Origin of the sequence: Pseudolysinimonas yzui (assembly GCF_014653215.1) — a bacterium.
Classification (GTDB): Bacteria; Actinomycetota; Actinomycetes; order Actinomycetales; family Microbacteriaceae; genus Pseudolysinimonas_A; species Pseudolysinimonas_A yzui.
Map to the genome: position 1 here is coordinate 988,082 of NZ_BNAI01000001.1, position 17,569 is coordinate 1,005,650.

The 17,569-nt window shown below is 66.0% G+C and carries 12 protein-coding genes and 3 rRNA genes; 1 reads left to right on the plus strand and 14 read right to left on the minus strand.

Annotation, left to right across the window (positions count from 1 at the left end):
- Window positions 1-858 (minus strand): segregation and condensation protein A, encoded by an 858-nt coding sequence (locus IE173_RS04980; protein ID WP_191282255.1) that lies wholly within the window; start codon window positions 856-858, stop codon window positions 1-3.
- Window positions 859-913: 55 nt separating this feature from the next.
- Here IE173_RS04980 and IE173_RS04985 point away from each other — a divergent pair, with 55 nt between their 5' ends.
- Entirely contained in the window at window positions 914-1,471 is a 558-nt protein-coding gene (locus tag IE173_RS04985) for a hypothetical protein (RefSeq protein ID WP_191282256.1), read from the plus strand.
- Here the strand turns inward: IE173_RS04985 and IE173_RS04990 are convergent.
- From IE173_RS04990 to IE173_RS05050, 13 genes are all read right to left on the minus strand, one after another.
- Window positions 1,468-2,355 carry a ParA family protein gene (locus IE173_RS04990; RefSeq protein ID WP_191282257.1) on the minus strand — a complete coding sequence of 296 codons (888 nt, stop codon included), beginning with the start codon at window positions 2,353-2,355 and terminating at the stop codon, window positions 1,468-1,470. The genes IE173_RS04985 and IE173_RS04990 overlap by 4 nt on opposite strands.
- Window positions 2,356-2,449: 94 nt before the next feature.
- Window positions 2,450-3,406 carry a site-specific tyrosine recombinase XerD gene (locus tag IE173_RS04995; RefSeq protein WP_191282258.1) on the minus strand — a complete coding sequence of 319 codons (957 nt, stop codon included), beginning with the start codon at window positions 3,404-3,406 and terminating at the stop codon, window positions 2,450-2,452.
- Window positions 3,393-3,971, minus strand: coding sequence for an NUDIX domain-containing protein (locus IE173_RS05000; protein WP_191282259.1), 579 nt, complete (start codon window positions 3,969-3,971; stop codon window positions 3,393-3,395). The genes IE173_RS04995 and IE173_RS05000 overlap by 14 nt, the downstream gene beginning before the upstream one ends.
- A 6-nt stretch (window positions 3,972-3,977) precedes the next feature.
- The gene (locus tag IE173_RS05005) at window positions 3,978-5,756 is read right to left on the minus strand and encodes a CTP synthase (protein ID WP_229841889.1); all 1,779 of its coding nucleotides are present in this window, start codon (window positions 5,754-5,756) and stop codon (window positions 3,978-3,980) included.
- 67 nt (window positions 5,757-5,823) lie between these two features.
- The gene (gene recN / locus IE173_RS05010; protein WP_191282260.1) at window positions 5,824-7,545 is read right to left on the minus strand and encodes a DNA repair protein RecN; all 1,722 of its coding nucleotides are present in this window, start codon (window positions 7,543-7,545) and stop codon (window positions 5,824-5,826) included.
- Window positions 7,542-8,510 (minus strand): NAD kinase, encoded by a 969-nt coding sequence (locus IE173_RS05015; protein ID WP_229841890.1) that lies wholly within the window; start codon window positions 8,508-8,510, stop codon window positions 7,542-7,544. Before IE173_RS05015 ends, recN begins: the two co-directional genes overlap by 4 nt.
- 23 nt (window positions 8,511-8,533) lie before the next feature.
- Window positions 8,534-9,340 carry a TlyA family RNA methyltransferase gene (locus IE173_RS05020; RefSeq protein WP_229841891.1) on the minus strand — a complete coding sequence of 269 codons (807 nt, stop codon included), beginning with the start codon at window positions 9,338-9,340 and terminating at the stop codon, window positions 8,534-8,536.
- A gap of 2 nt (window positions 9,341-9,342) precedes the next feature.
- Complete coding sequence (locus IE173_RS05025) at window positions 9,343-9,516, minus strand: hypothetical protein (protein ID WP_191282531.1); 174 nt, start codon at window positions 9,514-9,516, stop codon at window positions 9,343-9,345.
- Complete coding sequence (locus tag IE173_RS05030; protein ID WP_191282262.1) at window positions 9,513-10,574, minus strand: HAD-IIA family hydrolase; 1,062 nt, start codon at window positions 10,572-10,574, stop codon at window positions 9,513-9,515. The genes IE173_RS05025 and IE173_RS05030 overlap by 4 nt, the downstream gene beginning before the upstream one ends.
- A complete protein-coding gene (locus IE173_RS05035; protein ID WP_191282263.1) occupies window positions 10,561-11,622 on the minus strand; it encodes a tetratricopeptide repeat protein in 1,062 nt (353 codons plus the stop codon). Before IE173_RS05035 ends, IE173_RS05030 begins: the two co-directional genes overlap by 14 nt.
- A 79-nt stretch (window positions 11,623-11,701) precedes the next feature.
- A 5S ribosomal RNA gene (gene rrf, locus IE173_RS05040) occupies window positions 11,702-11,818 on the minus strand.
- Between the two features lie 135 nt (window positions 11,819-11,953).
- Window positions 11,954-15,068, minus strand: a 23S ribosomal RNA gene (locus tag IE173_RS05045).
- A gap of 484 nt (window positions 15,069-15,552) precedes the next feature.
- Window positions 15,553-17,075, minus strand: a 16S ribosomal RNA gene (locus IE173_RS05050).
- Together the 16S, 23S and 5S rRNA genes form the textbook arrangement of a ribosomal RNA operon.
- Window positions 17,076-17,569 lie beyond the last annotated feature (494 nt).

The following is a 17,569-nucleotide window of genomic DNA, read 5'->3' on the forward strand; positions in this document are numbered from 1 at the left end:
TCAGGCATCGTAGTCGGCTCCCAGGCTCGCCAGGCTGTCGTCGGTCCAGGTCTGCGCCGACCAGGTGAGCGTCAGCTCGCCGAGCGGCTCGAGCTGCTCGAAGGTGATCGCGGCGTGCTTGTAGAGCTCGAGCACCGCCAGGAAGCGCGCCACGATCACCCCGCGCTGGTCGGCGCCGGCGATGAGCTGCCGGAAGGTGACCGGCCCGCCGCGACGCAGCAGGGCGACGACGTGCGCGGCCTGCTCGCGGATGCTGACCAGCGGCGCGTGCAGATGGTCGAGCCCGACGGTCGGGATCTCGCGCGGGGCGAAGGCCAGCGCCGCGAGGGCCGCGAAGTCACCGACGCTGAGCGTCCAGACGAGGTCGGGAGTCTGCTTGCGGTACTTGTCTTCGAGGCGCACCGCACGCACGTGACGCGTCGACTCGGCCTCGATCCCGCGGGCGAACCACGCCGCCGCCTCCTTGAAGGCGCGGTACTGCAGCAGCCGGGCGAACAGCAGATCGCGTGCCTCGAGCAGCGCGACGTCCTCGGCATCCACCAGTTCGCCTTGCGGCAGCAGGCCCGCGACCTTGAGGTCGAGCAAGGTCGCCGCCACCAGCAGGAACTCGCTCGCCTGATCCAGCTCGTCGTCGGTGTCGATCCCGCGCAGGTACGACAAGAACTCGTCGGTGATCGCGCTCAGCGCGATCTCGGTGATGTCGAGCTCGTGCTTCGCGATGAGCGAGAGCAGCAGGTCGAAGGGTCCCTCGAAGTTGGAGAGGGTGAGCCGAAAGCCCCCCGCGGCCTCGCCGACAGGCGCTTCGCCGCCCGGCGCTTCGGCGACGGGCCCATCCACCGTCACGGAAGCGTCCTGCATGAAACGCGAGCTTAGTTGGCCGGGCTAGGGTCGACAGCGGGAAGGAAACCCCTCAATGCCCCACCGTGCCAACGGTACCTACGTCTCGAACAGCGACGCGCTCACCCTCTGGACCCCGATCGCTCTCGAGCGGCTCCTCGAAACCGCGCGGTCCTACCACGCGGTGATCACCGACGAAGAGCTGGCAGCCGCCGTGCAGCAGGAGTCGGGGGTCACTCACGACGACCCCGTCAGCACCTGGATCGGCAAGCTGCTCGACCGGGTCGAGATCGAGACGAAGCGACGCGGCGAACCGCCGCTCGTGTCGCTGTGCATCCAAGGATTCGACAACGCCCCGGCGGCGGAACGTCGTCTGAACTGCTACCGCGCCTACGCCGACGACCTGCCGGCCGACGGGGGCGTCGCCCAGCGCGTCGCCCGGCCGACGACTCAGCAGCCGATGCGCACGGTGACTCGAGCGAGCCGGGCGACGCCGGCATCCCGGCCACGGGCTTCGTCGGCTCCGCACGCGTCGGATGCCCCGCGTGCCCAGGAGACGACGTGCACGAGCTGCTTCCTGATCGTTCCCCTGGGAGCGACCTGCTCCAGCTGCGGGGCGCCGCTGCCGGGTTAGGCGACGGCGCCGCGCGCGATGAGCTCGCGGGCGAGTTGGCGGTACGACTCGGTGACGGCGTGCTCCGGCGCGAACAGCGTCACCGGCTCGGCGGCGACCGACGCGTCGGGCAGTTTGACGCTGCGCCCGATGACCGTCTCGAGCACCTGCGGGCCGAAGGCCTCGACGACACGCTGCAGCACCTCGCGCGAGTGAAGCGTGCGGGCGTCGTACATGGTCGCGAGGATCCCGTCGAGGCGGATGGCGGGGTTGAGTCGATCCCGCACCTTCTCGATCGTCTCCACCAGCAGGGCGACGCCGCGCAGCGCGAAGTACTCGCACTCGAGCGGGATGAGCACCCCGTGCGCCGCAGTCAGGGCGTTGATGGTGAGCAGACCGAGGGACGGCTGGCAGTCGATGAGGATGACGTCGTACTTGTCCGACACCTGGCGCAGCACGCGAGCGAGGATCTGTTCGCGGGCCACCTCGTTGACCAGGTGCACCTCCGCGGCGGAGAGGTCGATGTTGGCGGGGATGACATCGAGCCCGGGGGTCGAGGTGGGGACGATCGTGTCGACGACGGCGGTGTTGGTGCCCAACAGCAGGTCGTAGATCGTCGGCACGTCGTGCGTCGGAACCCCGAGGCCGGCGCTGAGGGCCCCCTGCGGGTCGAAGTCGACCGCGAGCACCCGGCGACCGTACTCCGCGAGGGTCGCGCCGAGGTTGATCGAGGTCGTCGTCTTGCCGACCCCGCCCTTCTGATTGCACAGCGCGATGATGCGTGCGGGGCCGTGCCGCTTGAGGGCCGCGGGCTCGGGGAAGACGCTCGCCGGGCGCCCCGTGGGTCCGAGCTCGGGTGCTTCCAGCCCCGGCAGCTCGGTCACATCTTGCCGATGCCCCGCCATGTGCCCGAGTGTATGTCGACCCGCCTGCGGCCCCGGGATGAACGCGCCCGCCGTGTCGAGGTTCGGCTCTACTTCAAGTTGAGGTTGAGACTTGTCAGCGCGCTCGCGGATGCGCCGTGACGTACATGTCCCGGAGGGCATCCGCCGTCACCCGCGTGTAGATCTGCGTCGTCGCGACGCTCGCGTGCCCCAGCAGCTCCTGCACCACCCGCACGTCGGCGCCGCCCTGCAGCAGGTGGGTCGCGAACGAATGCCGCAGGCTGTGCGGCGAGATGCCGTGCTCCCCCAGTTCGCGGTCGAGCTGCGCCCGTTCCGCCGCCGCGCGGATGACGAGCCAGGCGCTCTGCCGCGACAGGCGGGCTCCGCGCATCCCGAGGAAGAGCGCCGGCGTCGCCCGGCCGCGCGCCGAGAGCAGCGGGCGCGAGCGCACCAGGTAGGCGTCGAGGGCGGCCCGGGCGTAACTGCCGACCGGCACGATGCGCTGCTTCGACCCCTTGCCGAACAGGCGCACGAGATCGGTGGTGCCCTCGCCCTCGCCGGATCCGCCGAGCAGGTCGTCGACGTTGAGCGACACGGCCTCCGACACCCGGGCCCCCGTGGCATAGAGCAGTTCCAGCAGCGCCCGATCCCGCAACTCGGCCGGCTCGTCGCCCGAGGCGGCGTCGAGCAGGCGTTCGACCTGTGCGATCGTCAACGCCTTCGGCAACCGGTCCGGCAGCTTCGGGGCGACCAGATCGACCGCCGGGTCGATCGGGATGCGCTGCTCGTCGACCAGGAACCGGGTGAAACCCCGCACGCTCGACAGCATGCGCGCCACCGACGAGGCCGCGAGGGGGTCCGGGCCGTCGCGCAGGCCGCGTGCGAAGTCGCGGGCGAGTTCGGGGGTGATGCCGGCGGCATCCCGAACCCCGGCGACCGTGAGGGTCTCGAGAAAGCGTGTGAGGTCGCGCCGGTACGCGGCGATCGTGTGCGGCGACCGGCCCCGCTCGATCGCGAGGTGCCGCAGGTAGCGGTCGAGTTCGACCGCCAGGTCGCCGTCAGCGGCGGGCATGGACCAGGAGTGCGGCGGTCAGCAGCGGCCCGTTGTGCAGACGCCCCGCCGTGATGCCGGCGAGCACCTCCTCGATCGGCACCCAGCGCACGACGATCTCGGCCTCTTCGTCGGTGCGCTCGTGGATGCCGGGGGCATCCGACAGGCCGCGGGCCTCGAAGACGGTGATCAGTTCGTCACTGCCGCCGGCCGACGGGTGGTACGCCGCCAGCTTGCGCCAGTCGGCGGCCACCAGATCGGCTTCCTCGGCGAGTTCGCGCTGAGCGGCTGCGAGCGGATCCTCGCCCTCCACATCGAGCAGACCGGCCGGCAACTCCCATTCGCGCATACCGATCGGCTGACGGTACTGGTTGATGAGCAGCATCCGCTCGTCGTCATCGATCGCGGCGACGACGACCGCCCCGGGGTGCGCCATGTACTCCCGGGTCATCGGCGAGCCGCCGAACGTCACGGTCTCGCGCACGATGTCCCAGATGCGACCGTCGAACACGGTCTCGCGGGCCACCACCGGCGCTGGGTCGGCGACGTCTTCGAGCGGTCCGGAACTCAGCGCCTCGAGATCCATCGGGCGTCAGGCCTGGGCGGGCTGTACGACGGGCTCGCCGACGGCCGCCGCGCCCGGCGCGAGCTCGCCGACCGGTGGCTCTCCGGGGTCGGACACCTCGAACAGGCGGCTCGCCTGCTGACGCTCCAGCGCGGCACCGACCAGCCCGCGGAACAGCGGATGCGCCCGGTTCGGGCGCGACCGCAGCTCCGGGTGCGCTTGGGTGGCGACATAGAACGGATGCACGTCGGACGGCAACTCGATGTACTCCACCAGCGATCGGTCGGGCGAGATCCCCGAGAACACCAGGCCCGCGTCGGCGATCTGCTGCCGGTAGGTGTTGTTGACCTCGTAGCGATGGCGGTGCCGCTCGGATGCCGTCGGGGCGCCGTAGAGCCCCTCGACGATCGAGCCGGGCTCGAAGCGGGCCTCGTACAACCCGAGACGCATCGTGCCGCCCATGTCGCCGCGGGCGAGCAGGTCGACCTGCTCGGCCATCGTCGCGATCACCGGGAACTCGGTGTCGGGATCGAACTCGCTCGACGAGGCCCCGGTCAGTCCGACGATGTTGCGGGCGTACTCGATGACCATGCACTGCAGGCCGAGGCAGATGCCGAGTGTGGGGATCTTGTTCTCGCGGGCGAACCGCAGCGCACCCAGCTTGCCCTCGATGCCGCGCACCCCGAAGCCGCCGGGCACCAGGATGCCGTCGACATCCGCCAGTTCGCGCGCCGCCCCCTCCGGTGTCTCGCAGAGGTCGGAGGCGACCCACTTCACGACCACCTTGCTCTCGTGCGCGAAGCCGCCCGCCTTGAGCGCCTCGGTCACCGACAGGTAGGCGTCGGGGAGGTCGATGTACTTGCCGACGAGCGCGATCGTGAGCTCGTGCTTCGGGTCGTGCACCGTCTTCAGCAGGTCCTGCCAGCCGTCCCACTCGACCTCGCCGGTCGGCAGCCGCAGCTGCTCGATGATGTAGGCGTCGAGACCCTGGTCGTGCAGCATCGTCGGGATGTCGTAGATGCTGGCGACGTCGATCGCGTTGACGACGGCCCGCTCCTCGACGTCGCACATCAGCGCGATCTTGCGTCGGTTGCCTTCGGACACCGGTCGATCGCTGCGCAGCACGAGAGCGTCGGGCTGGATGCCGATGGAGCGCAGCGCCGCGACCGAGTGCTGTGTCGGCTTCGTCTTTTGCTCCCCCGAGGCGCCCATGAACGGCACGAGGGAGACGTGCACGAAGAAGACGTTCTGGCGGCCGAGCTCGTGACGCACCTGGCGCGCGGACTCGATGAACGGCAGGCTCTCGATGTCGCCGACCGTGCCGCCGATCTCGGTGATGATGACATCCGGTGCCGCGGTGCCGTCGGTCGGCGGTTCGGCCTGCAGGCGCATCCGGCGCTTGATCTCATCGGTGATGTGCGGAATGACCTGCACCGTGTCACCGAGGTACTCGCCGTGACGCTCGCGCTCGATGACGCGCGAGTAGATCTGGCCGGTGGTGACGTTGGCGGCCTGGTCGAGGTTGATGTCGAGGAAGCGCTCGTAGTGGCCGATGTCGAGGTCGGTCTCGGCCCCGTCGTCGGTGACGAAGACCTCGCCGTGCTGGAACGGGTTCATCGTGCCCGGGTCGACGTTCAGATACGGGTCGAGCTTCTGCATCTTCACCCGCAGGCCCCGGGCGGTGAGCAGATTGCCCAGCGACGCCGCGGTGAGACCCTTCCCGAGGGAGGAGACGACACCTCCGGTGACGAAGATGTGCTTGGTACGAACCGGGCCGGCGCTGTATCGCGCGGAGTTGATCACCACGGGGTTTCAGCGTATCCCACGGAGGTCACGATGCGCTGTGACACCCCGCACGCTCACGCTGGGGTTCTCAGGTCCACGTGCCGTGGGCTTGTTCGAGCAGCTCCTTCGCGTGGGCGAGGGCATGCTCGGAGTCGGGCGAACCCGACAGCAGACGCGCCATCTCGAACGCGCGATCGTCGGCGTGCACGAGCCGCACGTTGCTCGTCGTGATCGACCCGTCGGTGCCCTTCTCGACGACGAGGTGATTGGTCGAGTACGCGGCGACCTGCGCGAGGTGGGTGACGACGATGACCTGGGCGGTCTCGGCGAGCCGAGCCAGCCGCCGCCCGATCTCGGTCGCGGAGGCGCCGCCGACCCCGGCATCCACCTCGTCGAAGACGAACGTCGGCACCGGATCGGATCCCGCGAGGACGACCTCGATCGCGAGCATCACCCGCGACAACTCGCCGCCCGACGCACCCTTGCCGAGGGGACGCGGCTCGGCGCCCGGGTGGGGCTGCAGCAGGATCGTCACCTGGTCGTGACCGGTGAGGGTCAGTTCGCGCTCCTCGATCTCGATCGTGAGCCGCGCGTCGGGCATCGCGAGGGCCTGCAGTTCGGCCGACACCGCCTCCTGCAGGCGGGTCGCCGCCTCGCGACGCAGCTCGGTGAGCCGAGCCGCGAGATCGTGAACCCGCGCGAGACCCGCCTCGACCTCGGCACCGAGCTGTTCGATGCGGTCGGCGTCGCTGTCGAGTTCGAGCAGCCGCGTGCTGCCCGACTCCAGGTAGTCGATGACGTCGTCGAGCGACGGACCGTACCGTCGGATGAGCGCGTTGAGGGTCGCCCGGCGCTCCTGGATGGCCTCCAGTTCGCGCGCCCCGTCGGCATCCAGACCCCCCAGGTAGCTCGAGAGCTGGCCGGAGATCTCGGCGAGGGCGAACGACGCCGCGGCGAGCTGATCGGCGATGGGTGCGAGCGCGGTGTCGTGCGCGACCACCCGATCGAGCGACCGGCGGGCCGCATCCACCAGCGCTGTCGCATCGGCTCCGTCGGCCCCGCGCCCGTCGCCCAGCTGCGCCGAGATCGCCTCGCGGGCTTCCGTCGCCGCGACGCGGAGGTCTTCGAGATTGGAGAGACGCTCCGCCTGTTCGGCGAGGGCGACGTCCTCTGCCCGTTGCGGGGCGGCGGCCTCGATCTCGGCCATCGCCAGCCGCAGATCCTCGGCCTCGCGGGCGCGGCGATCCCGCTCCGCGATGAGCAGGTCGAGTTCGCCGCGATCGGACTGCCAGCGCTGGAACGCCTCCTGGTAGTCGCCGAGCACCGTCGCCAGCCCGGGCCCGGCGAACCGGTCGAGGGCCTCGCGCTGTGCGACCGCCGACTTCAGCCGGATCTGATCGGATTGCCCGTGCACGACCACGAGGTGCGGGCTGAGCTCGCCGAGCACGCCGACCGGTGCGGCGCGCCCCCCGACCGTGGCGCGGCTGCGCCCATCGGCGCCGACCGAGCGACCCAGGATGAGGTGGGCGCGTCCGTCGGCCGCGGTGTCGACGTCGCCGCCGGCATCCCGCACCCGTTCGGCGACGACGCCGTCGCTCGCGATCTGCCAGTGCCCCTCGACGATGGCCTGCGAACTGCCCGAGCGCACCGCTCCGCTGTCGCCGCGTTCGCCGAGCAGCAACCCGAGCGCCGTGACGACCATCGTCTTGCCGGCACCGGTCTCACCGGTCAGCGCCGTGAATCCCGGCCCGAGCGGCAGGCGCGCCTCACCGATCACGCCGAGGTCGCGGATGGAGATCTCTTCGATCACGAGCGGCCGCTCTTCTCTGCGGATCGGCCCCCGGCCGTCTCCTCCGAGGTCGGGCCGCGCCACCCGGCGACGGGAAGGCCGAACTTGTTGACCAGCCGTTCGGCGAACGGCCGCGGGCTGAGTCGCGCGAGGCGCACCGGAATCGGCGACCGCCGCACGATGACGCGCGCCGCCGCCGGCAGTTCGAAGGTGCGACGCCCGTCGGCCCACAGCACGCCCGTGCCCGGCGTGCGGCGCAGCAGCTCGACGGCGAGGGCCGACTCCGGGCCGACGACGAGCGGGCGGGCGAAGAGAGCGTGCGCCGACAACGGCACCATGAGCAGCGCTTCGACGGTGGGCCAGACGACCGGGCCGCCCGCCGAGAACGAGTAGGCGGTGGAGCCGGTGGGCGTCGACATGACCACCCCGTCGCAGCCGAAGGTCGAGATCGGGCGACCGTCGACCTCGATGGCGACTTCGAGCGAGCGTTCCCGGCTGGCCTTCTCGACGGACGCCTCGTTGAGGGCCCAGGTCTCGTAGACCACCTCGGAGTCGACCTTGACCCGCACCGAGACCGTCATGCGTTCCTCGACGACGTAGTCGCGGGCGAGTGCCCGCTCGACGGTGGCGTGGAGGTCGTCGCGCTCCGCTTCCGCGAGGAACCCGACATGACCCAGGTTGACGCCGAGCAGCGGAGCGTCGCACCCGCGAGCCAGTTCGGCGGCCCGCAGGATGGTGCCGTCGCCGCCGAGCACGATCACCAGCTCGAGGTCTTCTTGGGCGACATGGGTGCCGAGGATCGCCACCGGTTCGAGGTCGGGAGCGCTCGCGACGAGATCGCGATGTTCGTCGGACGAGAGCACCGGCGTGATGCCCGCCTCGAGCAACTGCCGGCAGACCGCGACCCCGGCCTCCAGGGAATCGGGTCGCCCGGTGTGCGCGACGACGAGGATGTGGCGGTGCTCGCCACTGCCGAGCTCAGACACGGGTTCCTCCAACGTCGGGCGCCCTACGGCAGGGCACCGATCACGCTCTCCCATTCTGGGGGATGGGATCCGACAGCGGTTCGCGCCCAGAGCAGATACTCCTGATTGCCGTTGCCGCCGAGCACTGGGGAGGGGACGATGCCCGCGGTGGCGAGTCCGGCATCCCAGGCCGCCCAGACCACCCCGCTGACCGCGTCGTGCCGCAGCGCACGATCGCGCACGATGCCTTCGCGCACCCCCTGCCTGCCCACCTCGAACTGCGGTTTCACCAGCAGCACGAAGTCGACGGGCGCGGCCGCGGCGGCGACGGTCGCGACCAGCGCCGGGATCACCTGGGTCAGCGAGATGAACGACAGATCGGCGACGACGAGGTCGGGGCGCTCGGGGGTTCCGGATGCGGCGGCGAGACCGGCGGCATCGAGCGTGCGCGCGTTGACCCCTTCGATCACCCGCACCCGCGGGTCGGCACGCACCGTCGGCGCCAGCTGCCCGTGACCGACGTCGAGGGCGATGACCTCGCGGGCGCCGCGCTCGAGTAGCACCTGCGTGAATCCACCAGTCGACGCGCCGACGTCGAGAGCGAGCCGCCCCGCCGGATCGACGTCGAACGCGTCGAGCGCACCGACGAGTTTGAGGGCCGCGCGGCTGACGTACCGGTTCTCGCCCTCGATCGCGAGCTCGGCATCCGCGCTCACCTTCGTGGCGGGCTTCGCGACCGCCCGCCCGTCGACGCGCACCCGCCCCTCCTCGATCGCGGCGACCGCGAGGGCGCGCGACCGGGCGAGGCCGCGGCGCACGAGTTCGGCGTCGAGGCGGGCGTCGGACGGCACGACTATGCCGTCGGGCGGGTTTCGCCGCCGCGGGCATCGCCGGACTCGAGCGTCGCGCGCAGCTCTTCGTAGACCTGCGCGAGGTGCTCGGCCCGCGACTCGAGCGGCTGATCCTCGATGACCTTCAGCCGGGAGAGCAGCGCGCTGCCGTCGTTCTCGTACTCCGCGACGGTCATGATCCCCACGATAGCTGCGACGCGTAGAGCTCGGGGGCGACCTCGAGGGCGTAGATCGGCGTGCCGGAACCCCAGATGGCGGCAGCCGCGGCACGCAGCACGTCGAGCGGACTCCCGACCCGCGCCAGCGAGACCGCCCGGCCCTCGACCTTGACCACCGCGGTGCCGACGGTCACGAGCTTCGCGCCCCGTTTCTCGGTCGCCGTCGCCGTCGGATAGGGCGCGAACAGGTCGCGCAGATCGCCGAGCAGGAACGTGGGACGCGAGTCCGGGTCGGCGGCGAGCACCTGCTTCGGGCCGTCGATCCCGGTCAGCACGAGGGCCGACGCCATCCCGGCGCGGTTGGCGCCGACGATGTCGGTGTCGAGCCGGTCGCCGACGACCAGGGCAGCCGATGCCGCGAAGCGGGTCGCCGCGGCGTCGAAGATCGCGCGCTCCGGCTTGCCCGCCACGACGGGGAGGCGCCCCACGGCCGTGTGCACCGCCGAGACGAGGGTTCCGTTGCCGGGAGCCGTGCCGCGGGCCTGCGGAATCGTCCAGTCGGTGTTGGTCGCGACCCACGGGATGCCCTCGGCCCCGTCGGGCGCGCGCAGTGCGTACGCCGCCTCCGCGAGGTCGGTCCAGGCGACGTGCGGCGCGAAACCCTGGATGACGGCGGCCGGCGCGTCGTCGGCGGAGCGCACGACGATGAAGCCGGCGCGCTCGACCTCGGTCACGAGACCGTCGCCGCCGACGACGAGGATGCGGCTACCCGGCGCGACGAGGTCGGCGAGCAGCTTCACCGCCGCCTGGGGCGACGTGACGACATCGTTCGGTGCCACCGTCAGCCCGAGATCGGTCAGATGGGATGCGACCGTCGCGTCGGTGCGCGAGGCGTTGTTGGTGAGGTAGCCGACCCGCAGCGAGGCGTGTACCCGGTTGAGGCTCTCGACCGCGTGCGGGATGGCGTCGGCACCCCGGTAGACGACCCCGTCGAGGTCGGCGAGCAGAACGTCGACACCGTCGAGAGGCGTGCCGCGGAACGGCGCCCCGGTCGGCGTGCGCTCAGTGCGCGACATCCGGATCCCAGTCCTCGTCGATGATCTCGACCGTGTCCTCGCCCTCCGGAATCGCCGCGCGCTCCAGCGCGATCGTCGCCCGGTCGGAACGCTGCCACCACTGCTCGGCCTCCTCGGCGCGGCCGAGGTCCTCGAGCACCGTCGCGTACGCGTCGAACAGCGCCGGGCTCCAGAGGTAGGCGCGTTCCGGGTCGAGCTGGGGGATCTGCAACTCGGTGAGAGCGGCCTCGGGCTGGCCGAGGTCGAGCCGGGCACCCGACATCGCGATCGCCAGAGCCACCTGCACGGGAACATCCAGCGAAGTTCGAGGAACCGAGCGTCCGAGCTCGAGCGCCTTCTCGGGGCGCCCGATGCCGCGTTCGCTGTCGACCATCAGCGGAAGCTGATCGTCGCGGCCCGAGATGCGGCGGTAGGTGCGCAACTCCCGGAGCGCGAGCTCGAATGCACCGAGCGCGTATGCGGTGATGCCGACGGACTCACGCACGACGGCGATCCGTCCCGCCCGTCGACCGGCAGCCAGCGCGTGCTTGTGGGCCAGCTCCGGATCGTCGTCGATCAGGCGGCCGGCCATCACGAGGTGCCGGGCGACCCAGTCGGCGTTGTCTTTGCTGAGGGTCTTGAGTTCGGCGCGGGCGACCTTGTCGAGCAGGTTCGCCGTGACATCGTCGGGAATCTCGGGGTCGTCGTGCCGCGGGCGATCGTCGTCCTCACGGGGACGGGGCGGGCGGCGGTCGGCACCGCCCGCCGGCCGGCCGGACGCCCGGTCGAACGGCTTGCGGTCGAACGGCTTGCGCTCCCCGGGGGTCGCCCGGTCGAACGGCTTGCGGTCCGCCGACCCGCCCTCACGGGGCTTGCGGTCGTACGGTTTGCCTTCGGTCGGCTTCCCGTCTGCGGGCTTCCGGTCGTAGGGCTTCCGGTCGTAAGGCTTCCGCTCCGCCGGCTTGCCGTCCGTCGGCTTCCGGTCATACGGCTTGCGGTCGGCCGGCTTGCCGGTCGGCGGTTTGCGATCGGTGCGCGGCTTCGGCCGACGTGACGACGGGTCGCTCATCGGGGCTCCTGTGATTCACAAAGGGTGGTTAACGAAGAAAGGGGTTACCCGGCATGCGGGTAACCCCTTTCTGAAAGAAGTCCGGCGGTGTCCTACTCTCCCACAAGGTCGCCCTTGCAGTACCATCGGCGCAGAAGGTCTTAGCTTCCGGGTTCGGAATGTGACCGGGCGTTTCCCCTTCGCTATGGCCGCCGTAACACTATTGACTTAGCCTATTTGCCGTTCGATTCAGCCCGAAGGGCCTCTCGAATTCGGCGCTCTCGACCGTACGTCAAGAGCTACAAGTGGACGCGAGCAGCAATCTGTTTTCACAGACCATGCAAAACTGTGTGTTATCAAGTTATCGGCTTATTAGTACAGGTCAGCTCCATGGGTCTTTAGTCCCCACTTCCACATCCTGCCTATCAACCCAGTCGTCTAGCTGGGAGCCTCTCCCCCTAAGGGATGGAAATCTCATCTTGAAGCCGGCTTCCCGCTTAGATGCTTTCAGCGGTTATCCGTTCCGAACGTAGCTAATCAGCGGTGCTCCTGGCGGAACAACTGACACACCAGAGGTTCGTCCGTCCCGGTCCTCTCGTACTAGGGACAGATCTTCTCAAATTTCCTACGCGCGCAGCGGATAGGGACCGAACTGTCTCACGACGTTCTAAACCCAGCTCGCGTACCGCTTTAATGGGCGAACAGCCCAACCCTTGGGACCTACTCCAGCCCCAGGATGCGACGAGCCGACATCGAGGTGCCAAACCATGCCGTCGATATGGACTCTTGGGCAAGATCAGCCTGTTATCCCCGAGGTACCTTTTATCCGTTGAGCGACAGCGCTTCCACAAGCCACTGCCGGATCACTAGTCCCGACTTTCGTCCCTGCTCGACCCGTCGGTCTCACAGTCAAGCTCCCTTGTGCACTTACACTCGACACCTGATTGCCAACCAGGTTGAGGGAACCTTTGGGCGCCTCCGTTACTTTTTGGGAGGCAACCGCCCCAGTTAAACTACCCACCAGGCACTGTCCCTGAACCGGATTACGGTTCGAAGTTAGATATCCAGAGTGACCAGAGTGGTATTTCAACAATGACTCCACGAACACTGGCGTGCCCGCTTCAAAGTCTCCCACCTATCCTACACAAGCCACACCGAACACCAATACCAAGCTGTAGTAAAGGTCACGGGGTCTTTCCGTCCTGCTGCGCGTAACGAGCATCTTTACTCGTAGTGCAATTTCGCCGAGTTCGCGGTTGAGACAGCTGGGAAGTCGTTACGCCATTCGTGCAGGTCGGAACTTACCCGACAAGGAATTTCGCTACCTTAGGATGGTTATAGTTACCACCGCCGTTTACTGGGGCTTAAATTCAGAGCTTTGCCGAAGCTAACCCTTCCTCTTAACCTTCCAGCACCGGGCAGGCGTCAGTCCGTATACATCGTCTTGCGACTTAGCACGGACCTGTGTTTTTAGTAAACAGTCGCTTCCCACTGGTCTCTGCGGCCTTCAAACGCTCCAGGAGTAAATCCCTTCACGCCTCAGGCCCCCCTTCTCCCGAAGTTACGGGGGCATTTTGCCGAGTTCCTTAACCACGATTCTCTCGATCTCCTTGGTATTCTCTACCTACCCACCTGAGTCGGTTTGGGGTACGGGCGGCTAGAACCTCGCGTCGATGCTTTTCTTGGCAGCATAGGATCACTGATTTCCCCCGTGAGGGGTACGCATCGGATCTCAGGCTATGTGAGAGACGGATTTGCCTATCTCTCGCCCTACATCCTTACACCGGGACAACCATCGCCCGGCTCAGCTACCTTCCTGCGTCACACCTGTTAATACGCTAACCGCACCAGAATGGGGTCGAGCGTTAGGCCGGCTGCTTCACCCCGAAGGGATCCATCTACCGGATTAGGACTCTTAGCACTACTGGATTAGTTTGGGCGGTTCTTCGCCGGTACGGGAATATCAACCCGTTGTCCATCGACTACGCCTGTCGGCCTCGCCTTAGGTCCCGACTTACCCAGGGAAGATTAGCTTGACCCTGGAACCCTTGGGTTTTCGGAGGACATGTTTCTCACATGTCTTTCGCTACTCATGCCTGCATTCTCACTCGTGTGGCGTCCACGGCTGGGTTACCCCGCCGCTTCACTCGCCACACGACGCTCTCCTACCGATCCGCATGGCTGGACCACGAAGGCCTACCAAATATGCGAATCCTACGACTTCGGCGGTGTGCTTGAGCCCCGTTACATTGTCGGCGCGGAATCACTTGACCAGTGAGCTATTACGCACTCTTTCAAGGGTGGCTGCTTCTAAGCCAACCTCCTGGTTGTCTCTGCAACTCCACATCCTTTCCCACTTAGCACACGCTTAGGGGCCTTAGTCGGTAGTCTGGGTTGTTTCCCTCTCGACGATGAAGCTTATCCCCCACCGTCTCACTGCTGCGCTCTCACTTACCGGCATTCGGAGTTTGGCTGACGTCAGTAACCTTGTAGGGCCCATCGGCCATCCAGTAGCTCTACCTCCGGCAAGAAACACGCAACGCTGCACCTAAATGCATTTCGGAGAGAACCAGCTATCACGAAGTTTGATTGGCCTTTCACCCCTATCCACAGCTCATCCCCTCGGTTTTCAACCCAAGTGGGTTCGGTCCTCCACGACGTCTTACCGTCGCTTCAACCTGGCCATGGATAGATCACTTCGCTTCGGGTCTAGGGCATGCGACTGAATCGCTCTATTCGAACTCGCTTTCGCTACGGCTACCCCTCGCGGGTTAACCTCGCCACATACCACTAACTCGCAGGCTCATTCTTCAAAAGGCACGCTGTCACCCCTGCTAGGGAGGCTCCAACGGTTTGTAAGCAGACGGTTTCAGGTACTATTTCACTCCCCTCCCGGGGTACTTTTCACCTTTCCCTCACGGTACTTGTCCGCTATCGGTCATCTGGGAGTATTTAGGCTTACCAGGTGGTCCTGGCAGATTCACACGGGATTTCTCGGGCCCCGTGCTACTTGGGATCCCTCTCGCCGCTGCGCGACATTTCGGTTACGGGACTGGCACCCTCTGTGGTCGGCCTTTCAATGCCGTTCACCTATATCGCGCATGTCAACGTGTACTTCGGCAGAAGTACGTAGAGGTCCCGCTACCCCGACCATGCAACGCCTGCCGGCTATCACACATGATCGGTTTGGCCTGTTCCGGTTTCGCTCGCCACTACTTACGGAATCGCGGTTGCTTTCTCTTCCTGTGGGTACTGAGATGTTTCACTTCCCCACGTTCCCTCTACCCGCCCTATATATTCAGGCGGGAGTCATCAGGTCGCACAAGTGCGCCTGACGGGGTTTCCCCATTCGGACATCCTCGGATCAAAGTTCGCTTATCAACTCCCCGAGGCTTATCGCAGATTGCTACGTCCTTCTTCGGCTCCAGATGCCAAGGCATCCACCGTCTGCTCTTAGAAACTTGACTACATGAGTTTTGAATCGATCGTGCAGCCGGCCGTACTTCCTTCTCCGAAGAGACGGTTTCCGTCGGCTGCAAGATTGACCAGTGAATGACGTGCCTCCTCTTCCGAAGAAGCGTCGGCACGTCGGTTCACCATGTAGATCTCGAGATCCGACCCTCAAAGAGTGAGGGATCTCGGATCTAAGATGCTCGCGTCCACTGTGTAGTTCTCAAAGTACGGGCGGTACCTTTCCGCTTCTCCCCTCCGGGGAGCGACGAAAAGGTCCTGAGGTTGGTGTGTCTCCGAAGAGACGCGACCGGTCCCTCAGGACCCAACAGCGTGCATGCGCCGGCCGTTCGCTTCCGACCCGTTCCGTTCCCGAAGGAAGTACTGAGGTCTCGAGCGTCGTGCCGACGCCTAGTCAAATGTTCCACCCATGAGCACCACCGGAGAACGTATGTCTCCGAAGTGGCTCTGTCACGACCGAGGTCGTGCAGTGCTCCTTAGAAAGGAGGTGATCCAGCCGCACCTTCCGGTACGGCTACCTTGTTACGACTTAGTCCTAATCACCGATCCCACCTTCGACAGCTCCCTCCTTGCGGTTGGGCCACTGGCTTCGGGTGTTACCGACTTTCATGACTTGACGGGCGGTGTGTACAAGGCCCGGGAACGTATTCACCGTGGCGTTGCTGATCCACGATTACTAGCGACTCCGACTTCATGAGGTCGAGTTGCAGACCTCAATCCGAACTGAGACCGGCTTTTTGGGATTCGCTCCACCTTGCGGTATTGCAGCCCTTTGTACCGGCCATTGTAGCATGCGTGAAGCCCAAGACATAAGGGGCATGATGATTTGACGTCATCCCCACCTTCCTCCGAGTTGACCCCGGCAGTCTCCTATGAGTTCCCACCATAACGTGCTGGCAACATAGAACGAGGGTTGCGCTCGTTGCGGGACTTAACCCAACATCTCACGACACGAGCTGACGACAACCATGCACCACCTGTATACGAGTGTCCAAAGAGTTCTACATTTCTGCAGCGTTCTCGTATATGTCAAGCCTTGGTAAGGTTCTTCGCGTTGCATCGAATTAATCCGCATGCTCCGCCGCTTGTGCGGGCCCCCGTCAATTCCTTTGAGTTTTAGCCTTGCGGCCGTACTCCCCAGGCGGGGAACTTAATGCGTTAGCTGCGACACGGAAGCCGTGGAATGGCCCCCACATCTAGTTCCCAACGTTTACGGCGTGGACTACCAGGGTATCTAATCCTGTTCGCTCCCCACGCTTTCGCTCCTCAGCGTCAGTTACGGCCCAGAGATCTGCCTTCGCCATCGGTGTTCCTCCTGATATCTGCGCATTCCACCGCTACACCAGGAATTCCAATCTCCCCTACCGCACTCTAGTCTGCCCGTACCCACTGCAGGCCCGAGGTTGAGCCTCGGGTTTTCACAGCAGACGCGACAAACCGCCTACGAGCTCTTTACGCCCAATAATTCCGGATAACGCTTGCACCCTACGTATTACCGCGGCTGCTGGCACGTAGTTAGCCGGTGCTTTTTCTGCAGGTACCGTCACTTTCGCTTCTTCCCTGCTAAAAGAGGTTTACAACCCGAAGGCCGTCGTCCCTCACGCGGCGTTGCTGCATCAGGCTTGCGCCCATTGTGCAATATTCCCCACTGCTGCCTCCCGTAGGAGTCTGGGCCGTGTCTCAGTCCCAGTGTGGCCGGTCACCCTCTCAGGCCGGCTACCCGTCGTAGGCTTGGTGGGCCGTTACCTCACCAACTACCTGATAGGCCGCGAGTCCATCCCAGACCGAAATTCTTTCCAGACGATGAAGATGCCTTCTCGTCTCGTATCCGGTATTAGACGTCGTTTCCAACGCTTATCCCAGAGTCTGGGGCAGGTTACTCACGTGTTACTCACCCGTTCGCCACTGATCCACAGGAGCAAGCTCCTGCTTCACCGTTCGACTTGCATGTGTTAAGCACGCCGCCAGCGTTCATCCTGAGCCAGGATCAAACTCTCCGTAAGGTTTGGTAGCACGCGATCCGAAGACCGCGGCAAACCGGTGCGCACCTCGACCGGAATGGGTCGAGAGTGCGCGAGTTGATCTGACTAAAGGATTGTCTACTGACAATCCGTCAATCCAAAGGAATCTCTATCGATGACCGAAGTCACCGACGGAGGTATTTGGCATTTGACATAGTGCACGCTGTTGAGTTCTCAAGGATCGGGCGCGCCAGAACCGTGACCGTTTCGGGATGGGGTTCAGGGCAACTGCTCTAACCTACCAGCGCGGGCATGCGTGTCAAGCGACACGCCGAACCGATGCGGTTCCTCGCGCTGGGCTCCCCACTCTAGCTCGTCTGGCCGCGCTTGTCAGCACGGATCCTGGCGATCCTTCGAGGGGAGGTGTCCCACTTGAGGCCCGGATGCTCCAGCGGCGTTGTTCACACTGCGGCTTCCGGCACCTTTGGGGTGACGAGTGACAAAGTTACGGGACGATCGGCGCTCCACCAAATCGA

Bases quoted from the DNA above. Each gene is read 5' to 3' on its own strand.
- IE173_RS05025 (WP_191282531.1), bottom strand. From the start codon at position 9,516: ATGACCGTCGCGGAGTACGAGAACGACGGCAGCGCGCTGCTCTCCCGG.
- IE173_RS05030 (WP_191282262.1), bottom strand. From the start codon at position 10,574: ATGTCGCGCACTGAGCGCACGCCGACCGGGGCGCCGTTCCGCGGCACG.
- IE173_RS05000 (WP_191282259.1), bottom strand. From the start codon at position 3,971: ATGGATCTCGAGGCGCTGAGTTCCGGACCGCTCGAAGACGTCGCCGAC.
- IE173_RS04980 (WP_191282255.1), bottom strand. From the start codon at position 858: ATGCAGGACGCTTCCGTGACGGTGGATGGGCCCGTCGCCGAAGCGCCG.
- IE173_RS05035 (WP_191282263.1), bottom strand. From the start codon at position 11,622: ATGAGCGACCCGTCGTCACGTCGGCCGAAGCCGCGCACCGATCGCAAA.
- IE173_RS04985 (WP_191282256.1), top strand. From the start codon at position 914: ATGCCCCACCGTGCCAACGGTACCTACGTCTCGAACAGCGACGCGCTC.
- IE173_RS04995 (WP_191282258.1), bottom strand. From the start codon at position 3,406: ATGCCCGCCGCTGACGGCGACCTGGCGGTCGAACTCGACCGCTACCTG.
- IE173_RS04990 (WP_191282257.1), bottom strand. From the start codon at position 2,355: ATGGCGGGGCATCGGCAAGATGTGACCGAGCTGCCGGGGCTGGAAGCA.